This is a genomic window from Sporosarcina sp. 6E9 (genome assembly GCF_017921835.1).
GTDB lineage: Bacteria > Bacillota > Bacilli > Bacillales_A > Planococcaceae > Sporosarcina.
On record NZ_JAGEMN010000001.1, the window covers coordinates 561616 to 585737 of the forward strand.

General features: G+C 39.3%; 22 protein-coding genes and 1 other annotated feature. Of the genes, 16 read left to right on the forward strand and 6 right to left on the reverse strand.

Annotated elements, in window-relative coordinates:
• Window positions 1-67: 67 nt before the first annotated feature.
• Entirely contained in the window at window positions 68-3022 is a 2955-nt protein-coding gene (locus J4G36_RS03005; protein ID WP_246880382.1) for a transglycosylase domain-containing protein, read from the reverse strand.
• 109 nt (window positions 3023-3131) lie between these two features.
• Window positions 3132-3329, forward strand: a binding site (T-box leader).
• 51 nt (window positions 3330-3380) lie between these two features.
• Here J4G36_RS03005 and tyrS point away from each other — a divergent pair.
• Window positions 3381-4646 carry a tyrosine--tRNA ligase gene (tyrS, locus tag J4G36_RS03010; RefSeq protein ID WP_210468556.1) on the forward strand — a complete coding sequence of 422 codons (1266 nt, stop codon included), beginning with the start codon at window positions 3381-3383 and terminating at the stop codon, window positions 4644-4646.
• Window positions 4647-4695: 49 nt separating this feature from the next.
• Here tyrS and J4G36_RS03015 read toward each other — a convergent pair whose 3' ends face one another.
• The gene (locus J4G36_RS03015) at window positions 4696-5508 is read right to left on the reverse strand and encodes a cobalamin-binding protein (protein ID WP_210468558.1); all 813 of its coding nucleotides are present in this window, start codon (window positions 5506-5508) and stop codon (window positions 4696-4698) included.
• 221 nt (window positions 5509-5729) lie between these two features.
• Here J4G36_RS03015 and J4G36_RS03020 point away from each other — a divergent pair, with 221 nt between their 5' ends.
• A complete protein-coding gene (locus J4G36_RS03020) occupies window positions 5730-5984 on the forward strand; it encodes a hypothetical protein (protein ID WP_210468559.1) in 255 nt (84 codons plus the stop codon).
• Window positions 5985-6182: 198 nt separating this feature from the next.
• Here the strand turns inward: J4G36_RS03020 and rpsD are convergent, their stop codons facing one another.
• A complete protein-coding gene (gene rpsD, locus J4G36_RS03025; RefSeq protein ID WP_210468560.1) occupies window positions 6183-6788 on the reverse strand; it encodes a 30S ribosomal protein S4 in 606 nt (201 codons plus the stop codon).
• A gap of 341 nt (window positions 6789-7129) precedes the next feature.
• Between rpsD and megL the strand changes: the two genes are divergently transcribed.
• On the forward strand, window positions 7130-8344 hold the full coding sequence (megL, locus tag J4G36_RS03030) for a methionine gamma-lyase (RefSeq protein WP_210468561.1): 1215 nt from the start codon (window positions 7130-7132) through the stop codon (window positions 8342-8344).
• 311 nt (window positions 8345-8655) lie between these two features.
• Here megL and J4G36_RS03035 read toward each other — a convergent pair whose 3' ends face one another.
• Window positions 8656-9135, reverse strand: a complete 480-nt coding sequence (locus J4G36_RS03035; protein ID WP_210468562.1) for a GAF domain-containing protein — start codon at window positions 9133-9135, stop codon at window positions 8656-8658.
• Between the two features lie 185 nt (window positions 9136-9320).
• On the opposite strand from J4G36_RS03035, the gene ezrA reads away from it, so the two are divergent.
• From ezrA to rarD, 7 genes are all read left to right on the forward strand, one after another.
• A complete protein-coding gene (gene ezrA, locus J4G36_RS03040; protein ID WP_210468563.1) occupies window positions 9321-11030 on the forward strand; it encodes a septation ring formation regulator EzrA in 1710 nt (569 codons plus the stop codon).
• 102 nt (window positions 11031-11132) lie between these two features.
• Window positions 11133-12278 carry a cysteine desulfurase family protein gene (locus tag J4G36_RS03045; RefSeq protein WP_210468565.1) on the forward strand — a complete coding sequence of 382 codons (1146 nt, stop codon included), beginning with the start codon at window positions 11133-11135 and terminating at the stop codon, window positions 12276-12278.
• A complete protein-coding gene (thiI, locus tag J4G36_RS03050) occupies window positions 12265-13467 on the forward strand; it encodes a tRNA uracil 4-sulfurtransferase ThiI (RefSeq protein ID WP_210468567.1) in 1203 nt (400 codons plus the stop codon). Before J4G36_RS03045 ends, thiI begins: the two co-directional genes overlap by 14 nt.
• Before the next feature lie 111 nt (window positions 13468-13578).
• Window positions 13579-13782, forward strand: a complete 204-nt coding sequence (locus tag J4G36_RS03055) for an alpha/beta-type small acid-soluble spore protein (RefSeq protein ID WP_210468569.1) — start codon at window positions 13579-13581, stop codon at window positions 13780-13782.
• A 152-nt stretch (window positions 13783-13934) separates the two neighbouring features.
• Entirely contained in the window at window positions 13935-14141 is a 207-nt protein-coding gene (locus tag J4G36_RS03060; protein ID WP_210468571.1) for an alpha/beta-type small acid-soluble spore protein, read from the forward strand.
• A gap of 114 nt (window positions 14142-14255) precedes the next feature.
• Window positions 14256-15824, forward strand: coding sequence for an acyl-CoA synthetase MbcS (gene mbcS, locus J4G36_RS03065; protein WP_210468573.1), 1569 nt, complete (start codon window positions 14256-14258; stop codon window positions 15822-15824).
• A gap of 83 nt (window positions 15825-15907) precedes the next feature.
• Entirely contained in the window at window positions 15908-16813 is a 906-nt protein-coding gene (gene rarD, locus J4G36_RS03070; protein ID WP_210468575.1) for an EamA family transporter RarD, read from the forward strand.
• A gap of 153 nt (window positions 16814-16966) precedes the next feature.
• Here the strand turns inward: rarD and J4G36_RS03075 are convergent, their stop codons facing one another.
• Window positions 16967-17767, reverse strand: coding sequence for an NAD kinase (locus J4G36_RS03075; RefSeq protein ID WP_368668713.1), 801 nt, complete (start codon window positions 17765-17767; stop codon window positions 16967-16969).
• A 105-nt stretch (window positions 17768-17872) separates the two neighbouring features.
• Between J4G36_RS03075 and sppA the strand changes: the two genes are divergently transcribed.
• Genes sppA through J4G36_RS03100 form a run of 5 tightly spaced genes read left to right on the forward strand, consistent with a single transcriptional unit; the run spans window position 17873 to window position 22219 of the window.
• Window positions 17873-18880 (forward strand): signal peptide peptidase SppA, encoded by a 1008-nt coding sequence (gene sppA / locus J4G36_RS03080; protein WP_210468577.1) that lies wholly within the window; start codon window positions 17873-17875, stop codon window positions 18878-18880.
• A gap of 12 nt (window positions 18881-18892) precedes the next feature.
• Window positions 18893-19486, forward strand: coding sequence for an RDD family protein (locus J4G36_RS03085; protein ID WP_210468579.1), 594 nt, complete (start codon window positions 18893-18895; stop codon window positions 19484-19486).
• Between the two features lie 32 nt (window positions 19487-19518).
• On the forward strand, window positions 19519-20025 hold the full coding sequence (gene tpx, locus J4G36_RS03090; RefSeq protein WP_210468581.1) for a thiol peroxidase: 507 nt from the start codon (window positions 19519-19521) through the stop codon (window positions 20023-20025).
• 51 nt (window positions 20026-20076) lie between these two features.
• The gene (locus J4G36_RS03095; RefSeq protein WP_210468583.1) at window positions 20077-20994 is read left to right on the forward strand and encodes a class I SAM-dependent methyltransferase; all 918 of its coding nucleotides are present in this window, start codon (window positions 20077-20079) and stop codon (window positions 20992-20994) included.
• A gap of 34 nt (window positions 20995-21028) precedes the next feature.
• Complete coding sequence (locus tag J4G36_RS03100) at window positions 21029-22219, forward strand: acetate kinase (protein ID WP_210468586.1); 1191 nt, start codon at window positions 21029-21031, stop codon at window positions 22217-22219.
• 46 nt (window positions 22220-22265) lie between these two features.
• Here J4G36_RS03100 and J4G36_RS03105 read toward each other — a convergent pair whose 3' ends face one another.
• Window positions 22266-22721 (reverse strand): universal stress protein, encoded by a 456-nt coding sequence (locus tag J4G36_RS03105; RefSeq protein ID WP_210468588.1) that lies wholly within the window; start codon window positions 22719-22721, stop codon window positions 22266-22268.
• Window positions 22722-22957: 236 nt separating this feature from the next.
• Between J4G36_RS03105 and ald the strand changes: the two genes are divergently transcribed.
• Entirely contained in the window at window positions 22958-24076 is a 1119-nt protein-coding gene (gene ald / locus J4G36_RS03110) for an alanine dehydrogenase (RefSeq protein WP_210468590.1), read from the forward strand.
• Window positions 24077-24122: the final 46 nt, after the last annotated feature.

Here is a 24122-nt window from a genome sequence, read left to right on the forward strand (position 1 = left end):
CTATAGAAAGTAAAAAAGCTCGCTCTCTACGTTTTTACACGTAAGAGCAAGCTTTTTATTATGTTTTTCATTCTTCATCTTCAGGTGGATCAGTACCAGGAGGATCCTCATCTTCCGGTGGATCTTCCGGTTTTCCAGGCTTTCCTGGTTTTTCCGGTTTTCCTGGCTTTTCAGGCTTCTCTGGGTCTTCATCTTTCGGTGGATCTTTAGGTTTCTCTGGTTTTTCCGGTTTTTCTTCAGGTGGCTCTTCCTTTTCTAACTTGACGATGTTAGAAGCTGCAGATAATTTACCTGTAATATCAACGGCTTTTACGCTATAAGAACCAGGTCCAATCGAGTGAGAGTAGGACGCACCATCGTGAATTGTTGCAATCTTTTTATCACCTGAATAAACATAATAACCGATAACATCTTTTGATGCAGATGCCGCCCAAGTTATTTTCTTGTCTGTTAACGTTAGGCTCACTGCAGCCGGTGCAGCATCATCAGCATTAAAATTTGATTCTGAAATTACATTCTGAGAGAACGATGAATTATTAGGGAATAGATATTCAGGATTACCTCCGAAAGGGCGCAGTATCCAGTCGATGTAATCTTGAGTTACGCCAATTCCGCCTTTAGAAACAACGAATTCCCTAGGTGTTGATGGAAGTGCTCTGTACTTTTTCCCATTCATTTGAACATAGGAAGAAGAAGTGAGACTATCATCTGGTTTTGTTGGTACAAATACATTTGCGTTAAATAAATCCGAAGTGACTAATCCCGCAGCTGAACATTCTGCTGATGGAGCAAGTCCAGAAATACCACACATTGAGCGTGTAACGACACCTTCAGGCACTTTGAATTTTGTTTCTGCCTTAAGGATTTCAGGTCTGACTTCGTTGATGCCATTCATTAAATTAGCAAATAGTTTGTTCACGCGATTACTTGGTGGGCCATACGTATTTTGCCCTTCACTTAGTTTATCATTTCGGTATTTATAACCGAGCCAAACACCAAGTGTTATATTCGGGTTGTAGCCAACAAGCCATACGTCTCCATAACTTTGCGTTGTACCTGTTTTAGCCGCTAAATCGACATTGAAATTCAAGTTTTGTTTCATGACTTGCGCAGTGCCTCGTCGGTTAGTTAGAACATCGCGTAACATATCAGTAATAATATAAGCCGTTTGTGGACTAAATACGTCGACTGGCTCAACTTCATGCTGATAAACAATATTTCCTTCCATGTCTTCTATCCGATCAATCATATAAGCATCGATGAATTTTCCGCCGTTAGCAAACGTTGTAAAAGCATTCGTATTTTCTTCTACTGATGTTTCAACTGTTCCTAAAGCATCAGCAATACCACCGACTGCAGTATTTGTGAATCCCATCTTTGTTAAATACTGGGCGGGATTTTTATCAATAATTTGTTCGTATAATCGCTGGGTGGCAACGTTTTGAGATGAAGCCAATGCTTGACGCGCTGGAATTACACCCATTTGTTCGCTAGTAATAAAGTTTTTCGGCGAATATGGCCCACCATCAGCACCAGGACCATACTTACTTGTTTGAAACCAAACATCTGCTACAGGACTACCAGCGCCTATTACACCAAGTTCTACCGCAGGTCCGAATACCAGTAGTGGCTTTATAGATGAACCATTATGTCTAAATTCTTGTGTAGCAAAATTCCAGTTGTCTTGGTGACCATCACGACCGCCAATAAAAGATAGGATTCTACCTGTGCTATTTTCAATGGCCATTGAGCCAACTTGAACCGGGTATGGTACTTCTATTTCTTCTCCGGTTTCTTTATCCTTAGCTTTTTTAGTGAATGTTGGTCCATAAAGTTTATATTCATCTTTTATTTTCTGAAAGTGATTGTACAGTTTCAAATCAATCGTCGAATAAATTCGATAGCCTCCGCTTGTCATTTCTCGACGTGCTAAAATTATATATTTATCTTTTAGTTTACCTTCATTATCTAAACGATCTGGATCGATTCCGTCCTTTTCGGCTAATACCTTCGCAAGAACATCTACAGTTCTATTTTGGATTTCTTGCGTCAAATAAGGATAGCGTTCATTTGTGCGTAATGGGGCCTTGCGGAAATCTTTTTTAATGTCATAAGTAATTGCTTCATTATATTCTGATTCCGTGATGTATCCTGTTTCTTTCATACGGAAAAGCACTGTTTTCATACGATTAATACCGGGTTTCAAATTTTCATCTTCTTTTATACCCTGATTTTGATTGTAAAAGGGCGTATAGGCAAACGGCGCTTGTGGAATCCCGGCTATATAAGCTGATTGAGCAAGGTTTAAATCTTTTGCCTTTAAATCAAATATGCCTTCCGCAGCTGCTTCAATTCCAGCGATATTATCGCCATTGGAGTTTCGGCCGTAAGGAATAATATTTAAGTACGCTTCCAATATTTCATGTTTGTCCATGAAATGTTCAAGTCGCATCGCGAGTAAAATTTCTTTTGCTTTACGTTCATATGAAACTTCGTTTGTTAAAATCTGAAGTTTAATCAATTGCTGGGTTAATGTTGAACCACCAGTTTGGCTATCAGCATTTGTTACATCTTGAAATAATCCCCGGAAAATTGCTTTTGGCACGACTCCTTCATGCGTTTCGAAGTATTCATCTTCAGTTGCGAAAACGGCGTCGATGACATAGGGAGAAACATCTTCAAGCTTAATCTCTTTTCTTGTTATGTCTGCACTAACGGGGCCAATATAGACATCGCCAGCGTATATTTCGGAAGTTTCTTCGTATGAAAAAATTGTAGAACGCATTTCATCTTTCGAACGAAGCGGTTCTTTTGCAACTAAAGATGCAAAATATCCAGCACCCACTGAAGCTGCGAATATGGTAAGTGTGATTCCGAAAATGATAGATAGAAGAAATAAATTCCAAAAAACGCCTGATGTGATTCTTAAATTCTTCGCCCACTTCGTATTTGTCAGTGAATCTAGCTTGTTTTCTATTTGTTTTAACCGTTCTTTGATTGGTTTATTTTGTTTTTCACTCAATCTGATCGACCTCCTTAAATCGTTCCTATTATAGCACAATTGTATAGCTATCAAACAACTTTTATTGACATTATTATTTAATAAGTTATTATTAATAAATATATACTAAATCTACACATTGAAAGAGCCGAAGTAGTGGCTGTGGGACCGTATAGAGAGGCAACGGATGGTGAAAGTTGCTCGGTACACCGCATACGAATTACAGCTTTGGAGTGTGGCGCGTTCGCGGCGTTAAAGCGATTTCGAGCGGAGAATTTATTCTCAAGCCGGGTGGTACCGCGTTATTATAAAAATTAACGTCCCTGCATGATTTTTTATTAAATCATGTGGGGATTTTTTAATTTTAGGAGGAGTTCAAATGACAAACACATTATTGGATGATTTGAAATGGAGAGGCCTGCTATATCAACAAACTGATGAAGTAGGTCTTGAGGATTTATTGAACAAAGAAAAGATTTCTCTGTACTGCGGAGTGGACCCTACGGCAGATAGTATGCATATTGGTCATATCGTGCCGCTTTTAACGTTGCGTCGTTTTCAAATGCACGGACATCGCCCAATTTTACTAGTCGGTGGGGCAACAGGAATGATCGGTGATCCATCTGGCCGTTCAGAAGAAAGACAGCTGCAAACAACAGAACAAATTGACAAAAACGTACACGGCATCAAGAAGCAAATGGAACAAATTTTTGATTTCAATTCCGAAAACGGGGCGCAGATGGTCAATAATAATGACTGGATCAGCTCGATGACAATTATTGAATTTTTACGTGATTTCGGGAAGCATTTAGGTGTTAACTACATGCTCGCAAAAGATAATGTTGCATCACGACTGGACAGTGGGATTTCATTTACCGAGTTTTCTTACATGCTAATTCAAGGAATTGACTTCAACCATCTATATGACAATTACGGTTGCCGAGTACAGATTGGCGGATCGGATCAGTGGGGGAATATTACGACGGGACTTGAAGTCATTCGAAAAATGCATGATGAAGAAACGAAAGCTTACGGGATTACGATTCCATTGGTTACAAAAGCGGATGGAACAAAATTCGGTAAATCAGCGGGTGGCGCAGTTTGGTTAGATGCTGAAAAAACTTCACCTTATGAGTTCTACCAGTTCTGGATTAACACAGCCGATGCAGATGTAATTAAATACATGAAAATCTTCACGTTTATTGAGCGCGAAGAAATTGAAGCGTTTGAAGTAACGGTTAAAGAAGAACCGCATTTGCGTAAAGCACAAAAAGCATTAGCGGAAGAAATGACGCGACTTATTCACGGTCAAGAAGCATTGGACAATGCAATCCGCATTTCAAAAGCTTTGTTCAGCGGAGATTTAAAATCGCTTTCCGCGGATGAAATGAAAGACGCGTTCAAAGATGTCCCTTCTTCCGAAATGCCGAAAGAAGATAAAAATATCGTCGACTTCATCGTTGAAGCGGGTATTTCATCATCTAAACGACAAGGTCGGGAAGACGTGGGGAACGGTGCGATTTCATTTAACGGTGAAAGAATCACGGATACGCAATATGTAGTCGGCGCTGCTGATCGATTGGAAGATGAGTTTACAATCGTTCGCAGAGGCAGACGCAATTACACGATGGTTAAGTTCGTTTAATTTGGAAAGGCTATTTTCCTTATATTGAGGAAAATAGCCTTTTTTCTATTTATACGCTTGTAACCCATTTCGGTAGTTGCAAATCATTGTAAATGTCAGGATGAATCAATTTCCCGAGCTTTAAAGCACCTTCTAATAGACGCGGGGAAGGGCGGCAGTATAACTCCTCTTCCATAATAGAAAATCGATTTTCTTTAATAGCCATTAAGTCCTTCCAATCAGGTCGTTTTAAAACCACGTTTTTATTCACTTTTTCAGGTCGAACGCCCACCCATGCAAGCAGTATGTAATCAGGATTTCTTTGCAATACATCTTCCCAGTCAGTTTGTACGCTGGCAAGTTCTACGTCGCGAAATTCATTTGCTCCACCCGCAATTTCGCTGATTTCTGTTAACCAATTAATCCGACCAGGCGTAAATATCGGTTTTGGCCACCATTCCCAGTAAAGTGTGGGTGTATTCGTCACCTTCGAAGCCCGTTTTTTCATTTCAACAATAAACTCCAAATATTCTTTGTGAACAATATTCGCTCTTTCCTCAATCCCACAGGCTTTTCCAACTAATAACAAGTCATTCGCAATATCATTTAGGCTTTGTGGATCTAATACGATGTGTGGAATTTCACGTTTTTTTAGTTCTTCAATATTCTTTTCCATTCCGGGAACACTTAAGGAAGCCAATACTAAATCTGGCTTAAACGATTCTACCTTGTCCATATCAATTGATAAATCTGGACCGAGGCGGGGAAGGGTATTAATAGATTCAGGCCAATCCGAAAAATCATCGACAGCAATTAAATGATCAATCATACCAAGATAGGCCAGAAGCTCGGTATTACTCGGGCAAATTGAAATTAGTTTCAATGGAACATCACCTCACGTTTATTTACTTAAGTTTAGCAGAAGGAGGGGGAGTGTGCATTGGGATATCTGTAAGTTTAAAGTGGATATCCGACAGTTAAGTGGTTCATACAGATGAAAACTGCCCTGCTAACTTTCAAAATTATAATGAAAGTTGTTTGAAACGATACTGTTGAGTAAATAATGATATAAATTACTATCGTTCCAAGAAACGAGGGCATGATATGACTGAAAGGTTGGCAGGGGAGGAACAAGAGGTAAAAAAGACTACCCAAATTACATATTATTTCACAATGATATTCATGGTAATCGGAATTGCCCTAGTCTTTTTCATTTTGTATCAAAAGGTAGAGAAAATAAATTTATTCATTATTTTACTATCGGTGTCTGCAGGCGGTATACCTGTTGGGTTCATTGGTGCATATATTGATTATAAGGTTTCAATATTGAAGTTTAAAAATAGAGGTTTGGAACAATGAAAAGTAGACGGCCATGGATTTCCGTAGGTTTGGATCAGATATCCGACAGTTCGATGATTTTATCCGACAATATGAGATGCATATCCGACACTTAGACCAACATATCCGCACATTTTACACACATATCCGCAAAACGTAACTTTCGACCTACTCCGAAACCAAAAAAAGAGTCCCATAAAGGACTCTTTTTCCGAAATATTACTTTCTGCTGTAGAATTCAACGATGAGTGCTTCGTTAATTTCTGCTGCTAATTCACTGCGTTCAGGCATGCGAACGAATGAACCAACTTTAGTGTCTTTGTCGAATGAAACATATTCAGGAACAAAGTTGTTCACTTCAAGTGCTTCATTTACAACATCAAGGTTTTGAGATTTCTCACGAAGAGAAATAACTTGTCCTGGTTTTACGCTGAATGATGGGATGTCAACGCGTTTTCCATCAACCAAAATGTGGCCGTGGTTAACAAGTTGGCGTGAAGCACGACGTGTGCGTGCAAGACCCATGCGGTATACTAGGTTATCAAGGCGAGTTTCAAGAAGAATCATGAAGTTTTCACCGTGTTTACCAGGCATTTTACCAGCTTTGTTAAATAGAGTTCTAAATTGACGTTCGTTTACACCAAACATGAAACGAAGTTTTTGTTTTTCTTGTAACTGCATTCCGTATTCGGAAAGTTTAACACGTTGAGTTGGACCGTGTTGTCCTGGTGCGTATGGACGTTTTTCGATTTCTTTTCCTGTACCTGAAAGTGAAATGCCAAGACGGCGAGATAATTTCCAAGCTGGACCTGTATAGCGAGCCATAGTAGACTCCTCCTCTAATTTGGTTTTATTTTGTTGTAAAATAAGACCAGATATGTTCAATTCGATTGCCATTCTATAATCTTGCAACTTCGCCTTCGCAGCCTGAAGGTTACGCGGTGCACCTCTTAAAAGGAATAGACTGAACAGACCGAAACACATAACTGCTGCAACTATTTTACACAACGACTATCATAACAAGTTACATCCGCAGAGTCAAGCACTTTTGTACGATTTCATTTACTCTAGTACAATCTCATAATTTCTTCTTTTCCTTTTAAAGAAAGAGGTCTATAGTATAGGTGACAAGTGAAGGACTTTCAAGTGAAGAAGGGGTGTAAACAATGACGGAAAATAAATTGCACAAAGACACGCTAGTTATTCATGAAGGTTATGACGATAAAGCTCATCATGGAAGTTTAACAACGCCACTCTATCAAACTTCAACATTTTCGTTTGAATCAGCAAAACAAGGCGAGCAACGTTTTGCCGGCGAAGAAGCTGGACCGATTTATTCACGATTAGGGAATCCGACTGTGCATGTTCTCGAAGAAAGAATGACGATGTTGGAAAACGGTAAAGGCGCTCTTGCATTCGGTTCAGGAATGGCCGCGGTAAGTACAATTCTTGTACATTTAACAAAAACGGGTGATCATATCCTTTGTACACGCGGTATTTACGGATGTACTTTTGGTTTGTTGTCTATAATGGAAGAAAAGTATAATATCACACATGATTTAATCCAGATGGGTACCGAAGATGAAATTGAGAAAGCGATTAAACCAGAAACGGTTTGTATTTATGTCGAAACACCGATTAATCCAACGATGGAACTCGTCGATCTTCATGCAGTTGTGAACGTTGCAAAGCGCCATGGTTTAAAAGTCGTTGTCGATAATACATTTTCATCGCCTTATTTACAAAACCCATTAACGCTAGGGGTAGATTTTGTCCTACACAGTGCAACTAAATATATTAACGGACATGGGGATGTCATTGCCGGATTGCTTGTTGGTAATGATAAAGAAGAAATGGATCAAATTAGAATGAGTGTTCAAAAGGATTACGGCGGAATCATATCTCCATTTGATGCTTGGCTATTAATTCGTGGATTAAAGACTTTACATGTCCGAATGGAACGACACACTTCGAACGCTGAAAAACTTCTCACTTATTTAAAGAGTCATCCTTCAGTTGAAAAAGTCTTTTATCCATTCGATAAAGACAATCCACAATACGAAATTGCAAAACGCCAAATGTCAGCAGGCGGGGGACTCATTTCATTTACCATCAAAGGCGGTCGGGAAGGTGCGCAACACTTCATGGACAGCTTATCTCTTATTAAAATCGCTGTTAGTTTAGGGGATGCCGAAACGCTCATCCAACACCCAGCGACAATGACGCATTCCGTGGTACCAGAAGAAAATCGCCTGGCCATGGGAATCACAGATTCATTATTACGCCTATCAGTAGGTCTAGAGAATGCAGATGATTTACTAGCAGACCTGGCAGGCGCTTTTGATAAAATGAAAGTAACTGAAGTGAGTTCAAACAAATAACAAATCTAAAAGTAAGTGGAGTCGACATAACCTCCACTTACTTTATTAATGTTTAAGACAGCACCAAATAACTTTCTTTCTATAAAAAAGGTAGTTGATTGGAGTGGCGGGCGGAGACTCCCGCGGGAATAGCGAGAAAGGCGAGACCCTGGACTGAGCGCAGCGAGGGAAGCGGCAGGGAAAGATTGAACTATATCTTTCCGCCCTCGACGCTCGCCCGCAGGAAAGCGCAGCCCGCCACGGAAATCAACGGTCTTACTAAAAACGAGTACCCGAATAATGAAACATTCAAGTACTCGCAAAAGTTATTTTTATAAATGCTTTACCAACTTAGAAACAACCAGTTCAAGTCCCACACGATCTTCCTCAGTAAAACGGTTTAATTCCGGACTGTCAATATCAAGCACACCCAATACGACATCATCTTTAATAATTGGAACAACAATTTCAGAACGTGAAGCAGCGTCACAGACAATATGACCTGGAAACGCATTTACATCCGGTACAACAATCGATTCTCTTCTTTCAACAGAAGTTCCGCACACGCCTTTTCCAACCTTAATGCGCACACAAGCCGGAAGTCCTTGGAAAGGCCCGAGAACAAGTTCTCCGTCCTCCATTAAATAAAACCCAACCCAGTTAATGCGATCGAAAAATTGGTTCAATAAGGCAGAAGCATTACTTAAATTTGCATATAAGTTACTTTCGCCAGTGAGAAGTGCATCCAATTGGTTGGAAAGTTGCGTATACGCTTTAGAAATCGCATGGTTCGTTTCTACAGTTGAATTCAATAAAAACACTCCTATTCAATTAATTTATTAAGGTTTAGTATACAATTGTCGGCACGAAAAGACAAAAAACGTAAATCCATTCGACTGAAAAAGAACTTTTATATCATTTTTCGAGTAAATAGTATTCAAACGTGATACGATATGGGATAATGTAAGGGTATAGTTAATTGAACAGGAGGACGACGATGAAATACTTAATCATTCCAATTATCGCACTTATAACTTTAATAATCATCACCTTCTTATATAGGCGGAAACATATTCGTCAAATCACTAAACTAGAGGAGAAAAAGCTGAGGATTCAACATGAACCTATATTTGAAGAAATGACAAAAATAAAGCAATTAAATATGACAGGCGAAACAGAAGAGAATTTCGAGCGTTGGCGACATGAGTGGACCGAAGTAATGGACATACATATGATTGAAATCGATTCATTATTATTCGATGCCGAAGATTACGTCGATCGATTCCAGTTCGGAAAAGCGACTAAAGTCGAAGGGCAAATTGAAGAGAAAATTCAGTCCTGCGACAAGCAAATGACTAACATTCTTGCTGAATTAAATGAGCTAGTTGGTAGCGAAGAGAAGAATCGCGTTGAAATGGAACTATTAAAAGAACAGCATCGCGCTGCACGGAAAAAAGTGTTAGCTCACCAACACTCCTATGGAATGGCGGTTAAACCGCTTGAAGAAGGGCTTGAATCATTTAATCCGAAATTCGCCGAATACGACGAACTAACTGCAAATGGCAACTACTTACAAGCACGTGAAATTGTTATCGCGCAAAGTGGTAAAGGCGAGTATCTATTTACATTAATTGATCGTATCCCATCATTACTTGTTGAGCTTCAAAACAAAATTCCAGCTTCAATCCGTGAACTTCGAATCGGATCGCAAGGAATGGAAGATCAATCCTACTACTTGCAACATTTGGAGCTTCCGAAACAATTCAATAAGATTGAAAAGACACTTGAAACATTAATTGGTAAAATAGAAAAGCTTGAAATTGACACCATTCAATCAGAAATAGACGCTATCAACGAAAAAATCGATTCATATTACGATGCACTTGAAAATGAAGTCGTAGCAAAACAATTCGTTGATGGTCGTTATATGCTAATTGGAGAAAAACTGGCTGATGTTACCAATTTAACGAAAGCCACATATGATGAAGCGGCATTAGTCCAACAGAGTTATCGTTTAAATGAGGAAGATTCAGAAATACCCACTGAAGCAATGGAACAACTCGAAAAGTTAAACAAACGTTTTGAATTATTAACAATGCGCATTGAGGACGAAGGTTCAGCTGCGTCAAGTTTACAAGAAGAATTGAAATCGATTGAGTCCGAACTAGATCAAATCGCCATTACCAGAGAAAGTTTTGCAGAACGGATTAAGAGCTTGCGAATCGACGAAAACACTGTGCGTAAAGAACTTGATCGGTTAACAAAGAAATTACAAGATGTCGAACGTTCTCTTTATAAAGGAAATATTCCTGGAATTCCTGATGAAATGGACGCGCGCTTGGAAGAAGCTGAAGAGCAAATCTATATCGTTAACCAAAGTTTGGAAGAAGTTCCTTTAAATATGAATTTAGTCAATAATTATTTAGAGAACGCAAAGCAATCAGTAGATATTGTTAGTGATAAAGTACGTGAACTTTTGGAAAATGTCATGCTTATAGAACGGATAATCCAATATGGAAACCGTTATCGAACATCAAACCAAGAAGTACATAGACGCCTGTTAGAAGCCGAGAATTCCTTCAGAGAGTTCCGTTATGAAAAAGCGCTTGAGGAAGCTGCGACTGCTGTAGAGGATGTTGAACCTGGCGCGATGAATCGAATTGAAGAACTTGTACAAGAAAATAATTTAAATGAAGTTGTGAAGTAACTCAGCCACCGCACACTTATCTGTTGTGCAGGTGGCTTTGTCACGAATAGAAGTGAATAACTGTCCAGAATCTGGGCAAATAAAAATAAGGAATGGTTTTTCATGATTTATTTAGATAATAGTGCAACGACGGCTCCAAACGAGGAAGTGCTATCATCTTTTATCAAAGTGAATAAAAGATTTTATGCAAACGCAGCATCATTACACCTTGCTGGGAAAGAAGCGGAAGCACTTCTTGACAGGTCGCGCGAACAAATACTGTCGATCATTGGTGCGCCTGACGGTCAGGTGATTTATACTTCGGGCGGAACAGAAGCGAATAATTTAGCGCTATTAGGATTTGCGCGTAAATATAAATCTAAGGGAAACCATATTATTACGACGTCAATTGAACATCCTTCAATTATGAATGCTGCTAAACAACTTGAAAGAGAAGGATTTATTGTCGATTATTTATCGGTTAATGAATTCGGCATGATTTCATTGGATGAATTGACCGAAAAACTCAGAGATGATACTACAGTTGTAAGCATTATGCATGTAAATAATGAAATTGGAACAATTCAACCTATTGAAGAGTGCGCAAAAATTATTAAACAGCATTCTCGTGCAATATTTCATTCTGACACGGTTCAAAGTATGGGAAATTTACCAATTTCAATGGCTAAGATAGGTCTAGATGCAATTACAGTATCTGCGCATAAATTTCATGGATTAAAAAACTCTGGTGCATTAATCACGCGTAAAGGTCTTCTTCCAGAATCGATAAACTTTGGCGGCGGACAAGAATTAGGTGTCCGTAGTGGAACAGTTTCTGTCCCTGATGCGGCAGCACTTGCATTAGCTATGCGGCTCACAACCGAGAAAAATATGGCTGCAAATTATTCCAACTGGCGACAACGTTTGGTGAATTATATAAAAGATACAAAAGACGTCCTCATACTCGCGGAAAAAAATAGCGCACCCCATATATTATCAATCGCCTTTTTTAGAATTAGAGGGGAAGTCGCTGTGAATCATTTTCAAGAAAATGGGATTACTGTTTCTACATCCAGTGCTTGTTCATCAAAAAACGGACAAGCGGGACATGTAATTGATGCGATTCGATTAACTGAACCGTATAAACAAGGCGTCATTCGCATTAGTTTCGGCGAAAATAATGAATTATCCGATGTGGTGAAATTTGAAGAAGTATTTTCTAGTTTCGCCCGTATTTTACAGAGGGGGAAGTCAAATGAAATGGAATGAGTTATTAATTCGTTACGGTGAACTTTCATTAAAAGGGAGAAATCGTAAATATTTTATTCGAAAGTTAAAAAATAATATAGAAACGGCCTTAAGTGATTTAAGTTCATTTGAAATTAAATCTGAACGTGACCGTATGTTTCTCTACGCCGACGGACAGGATGATATGGAAGAAGCGATAAAACGATTGCCGTTCGTTTTCGGGATCCAATCATTCAGTCCAGTTGCGAAATGTTCAGCAACTATGGAAGATATTTTGAAAACAGCACTTGATGTTGTTGGTTCAGGTGAAACAAAAGGTAAAACATTTAAAGTTGAAATTAGAAGGACTGACAAATCATTTCCTTTTGTAACAAATGAATTGCAACAAAAAATTGGTTCGCATGTACTTCGGAACTTCCCGGAACTTACCGTGCAAATGAAAAACCCAGATATCCTATTATTTGTAGATATTCGACTAGAAGGGGCATTCCTGACGTCCAAAGTCTATCCGGGTGCTGGGGGAATGCCGGTTGGGTCTAATGGAAGATCACTTCTTATGTTATCAGGTGGCATTGACAGTCCTGTAGCTGGTTATTTACTGATGAAACGCGGTGTTGCAATTGACGCGATTCACTTTGAAAGTCCGCCGTTTACAAGTGAACTTGCAAAACAAAAAGTAATTGACCTTGCTGAAAAATTAAGTTCATTCGGCGCTTCAGTTAAGCTTCATGTAATACCTTTTACCGAACTCCAACAATTAATTGTGAACAAAATTCCAGATGGTGAGTTAATGACAACAACTCGAAGAATAATGATGCAAATCGCTGATAAAGTCCGAGTTGAAGCTGATGCCCTTGGTATAATTTCGGGTGAAAGCCTGGGCCAAGTAGCTAGTCAGACGCTCGATAGCTTAACCGCTATTAACGCGGTCACGTCAACACCTGTTTTACGCCCGTTAATTTCATTTGATAAGCTTGAAATTATCGATTTAGCAACCAAAATTGGCACATATGACATTTCCATTCGTCCCTATGAAGATTGTTGTACAATTTTTACGCCAGCTAAACCTAAAACAAAACCGAAGTTAGAGAAGGTTAGGCACTACGAAAGCTTCGTCGATTTTGATCCATTAATTGAAGCTGCAATTAAGGAACGAAAAATTTATAATTTACCACGACAAGAGAAAGACGTGTTTGCAGACTTTCTATAATAAGCTTGTCCATTTTTTAGTTGGTTTTTTTAATGAATAAATTACCATTAAATTGTTGCGCATGATTTTCTCATTCCGGTGCATTCTATATTTCACAAGGAGGTGTTAGTCATGCCAAACAACAACAGCGGGAACTCAAACCAACTTCTAGTACCAGGAGTTAGACAGGCACTCGATCAAATGAAAAATGAAATCGCTTCAGAATTCGGTGTTCAAATGGGACCAGATACGACATCGCGTGCCAACGGATCCGTCGGCGGAGAAATTACAAAGCGATTAGTCCGTCAAGCCCAGTCACAAATGAGCGGGAAATAAAACTAATAAAAAATTAAATGAGAGTCGTTCCGGAATTTATTCCGGGGCGGCTTTTAAAGTTTTTGTGGATCATTTTCTATAAATATTTATCAAATGTTGTGCATGATTTTTTCATTTCGGTGCATTCTATATTTCACAAGGAGGTGTTAGTCATGCCAAACAGTGGTGGTAACTCAAACCAACTTCTAGTACCAGGTGTAAAACAGGCAATTGATCAAATGAAAAACGAAATCGCATCAGAGTTCGGAGTTCAACTGGGACCAGATTCGACATCGCGTGCCAACGGATCCGTCGGCGGAGAAATTACAAAGCGATTAGTCCGTCAAGCCCAATCACAAATGAACGGACAACAATACTAATAATTTATAAAATGAAAGCCGTCTCGGAATTTATTCCGAGGCGGTTTTTAAAGTTTTTTTGAAATATCTAGCTACTCTTAGTATACTTAGATTATTACGAAGGGGGGAAATATTATGAATCGAGAACAACTAGTTGCACCTGAACAATATAATCTTGTGAGTGAGTTTGAAAAGTATGCAAAAAATGAAAGCTTAAAAGCCCTTATTTACATAAACTCAAAAGGTGAAAAGAAAGAAATTACTTATGCAGCGCTCATGAATTTAGCCAATCAAGCCGCGAACGTGTTTATGGAGAATGGGCTGAACAAGGGTGATGTCGTGTTAGTCATGGTGCCTCGTTTAATCGAAGCATACGTTACGTATATAGGTGCGTTAAAAGCAGGTCTAGTTGTAATCCCAAGTTCCGAAATGCTAAGACCTTCGGACATTGATTATCGTTTGGTCCATAGTAATGCGAAGGCAATCGTTTCGTATGATGCATTTTCAAGTCAATTTAGTGAAGTAGAAAATATGGATGGTGTTCAACACTTCGTTATTGGAAAAGCAAATAACGATGAAAAATCGTTAACAGATTTATTAAAACTGGCCTCAACTGATTTTGCGCAACCAGAAACCAAAAGCTCGGATATGGCATTCCTATCCTATACTTCAGGAACAACAGGAGCGCCAAAGGGTGTTGTACATACACATGCTTGGGCCTACGCCCATTTAAGAACGACCGGAGCGAGTTGGCTTGGTATTGAAAAGAACGACGTCGTGTGGGCAACTGCGGCACCAGGATGGCAAAAATGGATTTGGACACCATTTCTTTCTGTTCTTGGGAGCGGTGCTACTGGATTGGTTTATGACGGCAAGTTCGATGCAGAAACGTATTTTACATTAATTAAAGAAAACAATGTTAATGTCTTATGTTGCACACCGACTGAATACCGCTTCATGGCCATTGTAGAAAATCTGAGTAGTCATGATTTATCATCGATTCGAAACGCTGTATCTGCGGGCGAACCGCTAAACCAGGAAGTCGTTAATACATTCCAAGATAATTTTTCATTGGAAGTGAGAGACGGTTATGGACAAACCGAAAATACTTTACTTGTCGGAACGATGGTCGGCATGGAAGCGAGAGCGGGCTCAATGGGTAAACCAACACCCGGGAATCGAGTGGAAATTATCGATGATCAAGGAAAACCGGCAGCTGTAGGTGAGGTAGGCGACATTGCGGTTCATGTATCGACACCAGCTTTGTTTAAGGAATATTTAAACGATCCTGAAAGAACGAGCATGCAATTTCGCGGAGATTATTACGTGACAGGCGACCGTGCAAAAATGGACGAAGATGGCTATTTTTGGTTCGAAGGACGCGGCGACGACATCATCATTAGTTCCGGTTACACGATTGGACCATTTGAGGTAGAAGAAGCATTGCTGCAACATAAAGCCATAAAAGAATGCGCAGTCGTAGCAAGCCCAGATGCAACACGAGGAAACATTGTAAAAGCCTTCATTGTCCTGCGGGACCCAAGCAGAAAAAACGAAGAGGGCCTTGCAAAAGAAATTCAAGACCATGTAAAATCACTAACCGCGCCATATAAATACCCGCGTAAAATCGAATTCATCGACGAGATGCCAAAAACAGCATCAGGTAAAATTATGAGGGTTGAACTACGTAAAAAAGAGCAATAATTTCTGGTTGCTATTGAGGCTATGGGGAAAGTCGTAGTGGAGGATGGCAATAGTGGATTTCATAACGCGAGGTGAATGGTCAAATGGGAAATGAGAAAAGTGGCATCCTGTTGGCTATTTCTTCTTATTTAATATGGGGTATATTACCGGTGTATTGGAAAAGCATCGACAACGTACCAAGTGCGGAAATATTAGTCAGTCGTGTTGTTTGGGCTTTTATTTCAACACTGTTGCTTATATTACTTTTGAAAAACGGTCGATACTTATTTGAAGATATTAAAAAGCTTTGGAAATCCCAGCTCAACTTTTGGTTGCTATTTCTGGCCTCAGTCTTAATTTCTGGGAACTGGTTTCTTTACATATGGGCCGTTAATAACGGCTACCTTGTTCAAACAAGCCTTGGTTATTATATAAACCCATTAATTTCAGTCTTGCTAGGCGTCTTTTTCTTGAAAGAGAAGCTCTCTAATGCCCAAAAAGTTGCATTTATCCTTGCAACTATTGGTGTTTTCATCCTAACATTTTCTTATGGCCAATTTCCGTGGCTTTCTTTCGTGCTTGCCATAAGTTTTGCTGTATATGGGCTACTAAAGAAACAAATTAAATTAGACGCATTGCGCGGACTGACAATTGAAACGTTCTTTATTACGCCACTTGCTTTAAGTTATTACGTTTGGTTATTCCTAGACAACCAAGCAGTTTTTCTTCATTCAGATGTTAAAACAGATACATTACTCATCTTTACAGGTGTAGCAACAGCGCTACCCCTCGTATTGTTTGCAAAAGGCGCACAAAGAATTCCCTTATATATGGTAGGGTTTTTACAATTTATCGCACCCACCATGATGCTGTTTCTTGGTGTAATCATTTATAAAGAAAGCTTTGGCCAAGTTGACTTAATTTCGTTTATATTCATTTGGATTGGATTGATTCTGTTCACATATTCGAAAGTAATTGAAATGGTGAAGATGAAAAAAGCCGCCATATAATTGGACGGCTTTTTCTCATCTAGCTCCAGGCGCCAGCCCCTCGGGTCATAAGCAATCGTGCTGGGAAGAATTGAACTGCGTTCTTCCTTGGCGAATATCGCCATGTCGCACGGTATGCCTGTCGGGGAAAAACGGCGCACTGTAATTTTTGTTCTATAGGTGGATTCGCTGTACTTTTTCCCAAAATGAATTATCTTTTAATTTAACCGTTTTAATGGTTTTATCGCTTAATTCGATTTTCAGGTTTTCAACTTTTCGAACACCGAGTGCCTCGTTATCCGCGGCCATAAGAGGAAAGTCATTTCCATCTTGATGAACATGCAGTTTCAATTTTCGGTCGCCACTTAAAATAAACGGTGACCCAAGTGTTCGATATTTATTATTATTCACTGAAGCAAGTTCAGTCACTTGAAAACAATTTAATAACGGGTCAACGACAGCGCCCTTAACGGATTTATTGTAGGCAGTACTTCCTGTTGGCGTCGATATGATTAGCCCGTCCCCAAGGAATGTCTCGAAAAGTTTATCATCAATGATCACATCAAGGACAAATGTCCGAATGATATTCGAGCGTATACTGAACTCATTTAAACAATAAAATTGACGGTGTTCGTCAATAGTCACTTCGATTAGTGGATATCTTCTTACTTCAATTTTTGTATCTCGGATGGCTTGCGTCATTTCATACAGGTTATTGTAATGGAAATCGCAATACAAACTATGTTTGCCACTTGTTGAAATCCCTGCGTAAAGGCAGTCTTGTCTGAATCCGGTTTTCCGAACCGCTTGTAGAAATGATCCATCGCCACCAATACTAATGATAATATTTGCGGTATTAAAATCATCAGTTATTGTGAAACCTTCATGGGTCAGGGAATCTTCCACCATTGATTTTTTACTACGCGAGTCATTATCATGTTTACTATAAATATAAGCATTCATTCTATTCGTCACCTTGTACAACTCCTTTAATTTAAGCTATGATTATTCTAGCATGAATGAAACATTTTGGCGTACATACACGTATAGAGTTATGTAATTAAAAGGGAGGAAATTAATATGACAACAAAACGATGGATTGCTATCATCGTCGCATCAGCACTGTTAGTCGTCTCAATCGGTATTAATACGCTATCGTACATTTTTTCGAAAGATGTGGCGGGGTTTTTTGAGGAATTGTCTGCAACGTCTTCTACGGGCTATGGTCAACTCATAATTGAGGAAGGCGGGAATGATCAAATCGCCGTTCTTTCATTGGATGGCGTTATTCAAGACACAGGAAACGGATCCCCATTTTTTTTCGATGGTTACAATCACCAATTCTTTCTCAACCAATTATACGAGATAAATGAAGACCATTCAATCAAAGGGGTGATTTTAAAAGTGAACTCCCCAGGTGGCGGTGTTGTCGAATCGGCGGAAATTTATGATGCCATTCGAACAATCCAAGAAAATCGTGAGATACCTGTTTATGTTTCAATGGGCGGAATGGCTGCTTCTGGAGGATATTACGTAGCGGCTCCTGCTGACAAAATATACGTGAACCATGAAACCATTACGGGTTCAATTGGTGTCATTATGGAAAGTGTAAACTACGCGGGACTTGCTGAAAAATATGGGATTGAATTTAATACAATTAAAACGGGACCCTATAAAGACATTATGAGTGGTTCTCGTAAAATGACGAATGAAGAACACGAAATGCTACAAGAAATGATCAATGATTCTTATGAACGCTTTGTAGACATTATCGCTGATGGTCGCGGAATGAGTGTAGCTGACGTGAAAAAGGTAGCGGATGGCCGGATTATGAATGGCCGACAAGCAATCGAAAACGGACTTGCGGATGAATACGGTAAAGCTGGAGATGTGATTGCTGCAATGCAGGAAGATCATAATCTAGAAAAAGCAACTGTTTTTGAATACACGATGAATGAGAGCTGGAGTTCATTATTCGGACTTAAAGCAAAAAATTTATTTGGCGGAAATCTCGAATCAGAACTAATCGGTAAACTATTATCCGATTATAATGCACCAAGAATGATGTATTTATATGGTGAAAAATAAGGAGGGCTAGGCATGTCGGAAAAAAGCGAGTTTGATACAAATCCGGTTGTCGAAGCCCCATTGAATGAGCTCGCACCGGAAAAAGAACGAATAATAGAAAGTAATGCGTATCAACAGAAATTGGCCGGTTTTTGGACGCGGTTTTGGGCTTATACGATTGACATTATTGTTTTATATGCCATAAGCGGTATCATGATTAAACCGATTTTTAGAGCATTCAATTTACCTATAGAGAATCCATCGTTTTTGTTCTTTACAACTTATAAAGCGACAATACTCATCGTTTTACTTCTTTACTTTGCATTAATGACAAAGTATTTGCAGCAAACCGTTGGTAAAATAATTATGGGAATTAAAGTAGTATCGAATGATCATTCACAACTGTCCTGGAATACAATCATCTTTCGTGAAATAATCGGAAGGTTTATTTCAAAACTATTAGTCATTCCTTACTTGCTTGTAGCGTTTACACCCAAAAAAGAAGCGTTGCACGATATCTTTGCAGATACGAATGTGATTCATGAAGATGCTTACGAAAAAAAAGCACAATTACACAATTTCGTGGAAAATAGGGGCGAACAGTTGCCAGACGGGACTATCATTTAGTAAGATAAATGAAGAAAGGGAGGCGTTTATTAATGGTCAAAGTTACATTTAAGAACGATCCTGTTACATTAATTGGAAATGAAGTTAAAGTTGGTGACAACGCACCCGACTTTACAGTATTGAGTACTGATCTCAATCCGGTAACACTTGCAGATTCCAAAGGTAAGATTAGACTTATAAGTGTTGTTCCTTCAATTGACACAGGTGTCTGTTCGAAACAAACTCAAAAATTTAATGAAGAAGCATCATCACTTGGAGAAGACGTTGAAGTACTGACTATTTCAGTAGACTTGCCGTTTGCACAAAAACGTTGGAGCGAAGCAGGTGGAGTTGACTCTCTACAAATGCTTTCCGATCACCGAGATTTTTCATTCGGAGAAGCGTATGGTGTAGGAATCGAAGAACTTAGATTACTTGCACGTTCAATCTTCGTAGTCGATCAAGATGATAAAGTGACTTATGTTGAATATGTATCAGAAGTAACTGATCACCCGAATTACGAAAAAGCACTTGAAGCTGTAAAAGCCGCTACAAAATAATTCACGAACCCACTCGGAGACGGGTGGGTTTTGTAAGTAGAGGGATAGAATATGACGAATACAGAGAATATATTCAATTTTATAGATCGATATGCCGAAAAAGCGGATATGCTTTACTTGGAAGCGATCATCGAAGCGTGCAACGAATGGATTGAAGGCACTCATGCACCGGCTTTAACGAACAATGTATCAAAAGAAGAAATTAGGCGAGGAATACAATTAGCTGTATTAAAAGGAATGAAACAACATGCTCAACCGAACCATCAAATGACACCAGATTCAATTGGGTTATTAATCGGACATATTGCGAGCAAACTTGCAGGTGATAAAGAAAATATTACGTTGTTAGATCCCGCGGTCGGAACAGGTAATTTGCTGTTTTCAGTCATGAATACATTAGATAAAAATGTTTCAGCGAGCGCAGTAGAAATTGATGAATTGCTCGTGAGACTTTCAGCTGTTCTTGCAGAACTACTTGAACAACAGGTTGTATATTTAGTTCAAGATGCTTTACGCCCGCTATTAATCGATCCGGTGGATATTGCGATTAGTGATTTGCCGGTCGGTTATTATCCAGATGATGATAATGCTTTGAATTATGAACTAATGGCTGAAGAAGGGCATGCGTTTGCCCATCATTTGTTTATTGAACAGTCCATGAATCATACAAAGCCAGGTGGCTACGGAATTTTTGTCATTCCGGCGAACTTATTCGAATCAGAACAAGCTGCGAAACTACATCCATTTTTCAAGCAAAAAGCAATTATTCGAGCGCTCATTCAACTGCCAGCGACATTATTTAAAAATGTTGCCCATGAAAAAAGCATCTTAGTCCTACAAAAGCCATTTCTTGAAACAAAACCCTTAAAAGATGTATTATTGGCCCAAGTGCCTAACATGTCAGATAAAAATGCAATGGCTCGTTTTCTTCAAAAGATTGACGAGTGGGCTGAAAAAGATTTAAAGTGAAAAAGTTTAGAAACAATTAAGGAGTCGTTTTATTATGCCGATTATTATAGCAATCAACGCAGGGAGTTCTTCATTAAAATATCAACTTCTAGATATGCCATCCGAAGTTGTAACTGCGAAAGGTCAAATTGAACGAATTGGTATGACCGATTCAACGTTTTCCATTAAATCCGATTTTGGAAAAACAGAGACAGAACAACCGATTAAAGATCACGCAGCAGCAGTAAAATTACTGTTGGATATGTTAATTTCAGAGGGGATTGTAAAATCTTATGATGAAATTGATGGTGTGGGACACCGTGTCGTTCATGGTGGAGAAATGTTTAGTGATTCAGTCTTAATCACTGACGAAATTCTAGAGAAGCTTGAAACGATAGCTCATTTAGCGCCGTTACATAATCCGGCGAATATGGTCGGTATTAAAGAATTTAAAAAAGCTTTGCCGATGGTGCCAGCAGTTGCCATTTTTGATACAGCTTTTCACCAGACAATGCCGGAAAGTTCATTTCTATATCCACTACCATATGAGTACTATGAAAAGTATGGGATTCGTAAATACGGCTTTCACGGAACCAGCCATAAATATGTAACTGAGCGGGCGGCCGAAATGTTAAATCGGCCACTTAATACGACACGACTTATTTCTTGTCACCTCGGAAATGGTGCCAGTATCGCTGCGGTTCAAGGTGGGAAGTCCTTAGACACATCAATGGGGTTCACGCCGCTAGCGGGAGTAACAATGGGTACACGGTCCGGGAATATCGACCCGGCGTTAATTCCTTACATTATGGAACAAACAGGGAAATCGGTGGAAGAAGTACTAGATGTATTAAACAAAGAATCAGGTATGCTTGCCATGTCCGGATTCTCAAGTGATCTTCGAGATATCGAAATCGAAGCTAACAAGGGCAATAAGCGTGCCCAACTTGCGCTCGATGTTTTTGCGGATCGCATACACAAATATATCGGCTCCTATGCAGCGCGAATGGGCGGTGTCGATGCAATCATCTTTACAGCTGGAATTGGTGAAAATTCAGACACAATCAGAGCAAAAGTTATTGAAGGATTGGAATTTATGGGCGTATACTGCGACCCGGATTTAAATAATATCCGTGGAGAAGAAGTATATATCAGCCACCCATATTCACCAGTGAAAGTGCTCGTCATCCCAACGAACGAAGAGGTAATGCTTGCACGTGATACAATGCGTGTAGCTGGGTTGTAAAAAATAAAACGAGTTGTTCCCGAAAACGGAACAACTCGTTTTATTATTATTTCAATTCATCTTCTGGTGTTCGGATAACTAACACGTCACATTTTGCGGAACGAACAATATTCTCAGAAACACTACCAATCAAGAAACGCTCCACTGCATTTAGCCCGGTTGCTCCGCAGATGATTAAATCTGCTTGAATTTTTTTAGATAGATCTTTTGATATCATCGTTTTTGGTGAACCGTACTCAACTATGATATTTACATTTTCTAGTCCGGTGGCTAAAGCCTTTAACCTATATTCTTCTAATAGTTCAGTCGCAAATGATTGAGCGCGTTCTGCGATTGAACGATCATAGGCTTCGACAGCTGCATATGAACGTGTGTCGATAATGTTCACTAAATTTAATGTCGCATTATTTCTACCGGCAATCCCTACTGACTTTTTAAAAGCCCACTCAGATTCCTTTGAACCGTCTACTGCGACAATGATTTGATTGTATTGTAATGTCATAACTAACTCCTCCATTCCCTTATACTATATATACCTTCTACAAATAAAAATAAAACCCTTTTCATTAAGGAATTTCTCATAAAATCATGACAAATTTGTGAATAATATAAGATATGATCGAATTTGCCTAAGAATTAGTAAGATACAAGCATTATTCGATTATTTCTGTTACTATAAAAAGCAGTTGTCTACATAGGAAAGACAGTAAGTTGCTTTTCATAGAAAGGGGTACGTTAATGCGTATTGGAGTTCCGAAAGAAATACTAAACAATGAAAACCGCGTTGCAATGACTCCAGCCGGTGCCTATACATTAACATCAGCTGGTCATGAAGTGTTCATAGAAACAGGTGCTGGCCTTGGGTCAGGCTTTACAGACACTGACTATGTTGAGGCTGGAGCAACAATCGTCTTAAGTGCAAAAGAAGCATGGAATACCGACATGATTATGAAAGTTAAAGAGCCTAAAAAAGCCGAGTACGACTATTTTCGTGAAGGGCAAATTATTTTTACGTACCTTCACCTTGCACCAGAAGCTGAATTGACAAAAGCATTACTAGAGAAAAAAGTAACGGGAATTGCTTATGAAACTGTACAACTACCAAATAATACCTTGCCATTACTCGCACCGATGAGTGAAGTTGCCGGTCGTATGGCGACCCAGATTGGTGCGCAATATCTACAGAAAACAAATGGTGGTAAAGGTATTCTGCTTGGCGGAATTCCCGGGGTCCCTCGCGGAAAAGTAGTCATAATTGGTGGAGGTATTGCGGGTACTAACGCTGCGCGTGTTGCGATTGGATTGGGCGCTCAAGTAACTGTCATTGACCTCTCAATAGAGCGACTTCGTCAGTTAGAGGAATTATTCGGTTATGATGTACAAACACTTGTATCAAATCCATTTAATATTGCGAAAGCTGTAAAAGATGCGGATCTTGTTATTGGAGCCGTACTAATCCCCGGCGCTAAAGCCCCGAAGTTAGTATCGGAAGAAATGGTGAAATCAATGGGTCCGGGATCCGTCCTTGTCGACATTGCAATTGACCAAGGCGGTATATTTGAAACTTCTGATCGGGTTACAACTCATGATGAACCAACATATGTTAGACACGACGTTGTTCATTACGCGGTTGCAAATATGCCCGGTGCTGTTCCAAGAACATCTACAATTGGTTTAACAAACAATACAGTACCTTACGCGCTTCAAATTACCAATAAAGGTGTAAAGCAAGCTTGTCTTGACAATCTTGCGCTACAAAAAGGAATCAACACATACAACGGATTTGTAACTTATAAAGCTGTAGCAGAAGCGCAAAACCTTGAATATGTTCCTGTTGAAAAATTATTAAAAGAATAAACAAAGGCTGCCTTCAATTGGCAGCCTTTTTATTTTCTGGACTATC

What these genes read in the sequence shown, in the direction of transcription:
- rpsD (WP_210468560.1), bottom strand. Translation starts at nt 6,788, where the DNA reads ATGGCTCGCTATACAGGTCCAGCTTGGAAATTATCTCGCCGTCTTGGC.
- J4G36_RS03100 (WP_210468586.1), top strand. Translation starts at nt 21,029, where the DNA reads ATGCCGATTATTATAGCAATCAACGCAGGGAGTTCTTCATTAAAATAT.
- J4G36_RS03085 (WP_210468579.1), top strand. Translation starts at nt 18,893, where the DNA reads ATGTCGGAAAAAAGCGAGTTTGATACAAATCCGGTTGTCGAAGCCCCA.
- J4G36_RS03020 (WP_210468559.1), top strand. Translation starts at nt 5,730, where the DNA reads ATGACTGAAAGGTTGGCAGGGGAGGAACAAGAGGTAAAAAAGACTACC.
- thiI (WP_210468567.1), top strand. Translation starts at nt 12,265, where the DNA reads ATGAAATGGAATGAGTTATTAATTCGTTACGGTGAACTTTCATTAAAA.
- tpx (WP_210468581.1), top strand. Translation starts at nt 19,519, where the DNA reads ATGGTCAAAGTTACATTTAAGAACGATCCTGTTACATTAATTGGAAAT.
- J4G36_RS03045 (WP_210468565.1), top strand. Translation starts at nt 11,133, where the DNA reads ATGATTTATTTAGATAATAGTGCAACGACGGCTCCAAACGAGGAAGTG.
- J4G36_RS03055 (WP_210468569.1), top strand. Translation starts at nt 13,579, where the DNA reads ATGCCAAACAACAACAGCGGGAACTCAAACCAACTTCTAGTACCAGGA.
- rarD (WP_210468575.1), top strand. Translation starts at nt 15,908, where the DNA reads ATGGGAAATGAGAAAAGTGGCATCCTGTTGGCTATTTCTTCTTATTTA.
- ald (WP_210468590.1), top strand. Translation starts at nt 22,958, where the DNA reads ATGCGTATTGGAGTTCCGAAAGAAATACTAAACAATGAAAACCGCGTT.
- sppA (WP_210468577.1), top strand. Translation starts at nt 17,873, where the DNA reads ATGACAACAAAACGATGGATTGCTATCATCGTCGCATCAGCACTGTTA.
- J4G36_RS03095 (WP_210468583.1), top strand. Translation starts at nt 20,077, where the DNA reads ATGACGAATACAGAGAATATATTCAATTTTATAGATCGATATGCCGAA.
- mbcS (WP_210468573.1), top strand. Translation starts at nt 14,256, where the DNA reads ATGAATCGAGAACAACTAGTTGCACCTGAACAATATAATCTTGTGAGT.
- tyrS (WP_210468556.1), top strand. Translation starts at nt 3,381, where the DNA reads ATGACAAACACATTATTGGATGATTTGAAATGGAGAGGCCTGCTATAT.
- J4G36_RS03060 (WP_210468571.1), top strand. Translation starts at nt 13,935, where the DNA reads ATGCCAAACAGTGGTGGTAACTCAAACCAACTTCTAGTACCAGGTGTA.
- ezrA (WP_210468563.1), top strand. Translation starts at nt 9,321, where the DNA reads ATGAAATACTTAATCATTCCAATTATCGCACTTATAACTTTAATAATC.
- J4G36_RS03105 (WP_210468588.1), bottom strand. Translation starts at nt 22,721, where the DNA reads ATGACATTACAATACAATCAAATCATTGTCGCAGTAGACGGTTCAAAG.
- megL (WP_210468561.1), top strand. Translation starts at nt 7,130, where the DNA reads ATGACGGAAAATAAATTGCACAAAGACACGCTAGTTATTCATGAAGGT.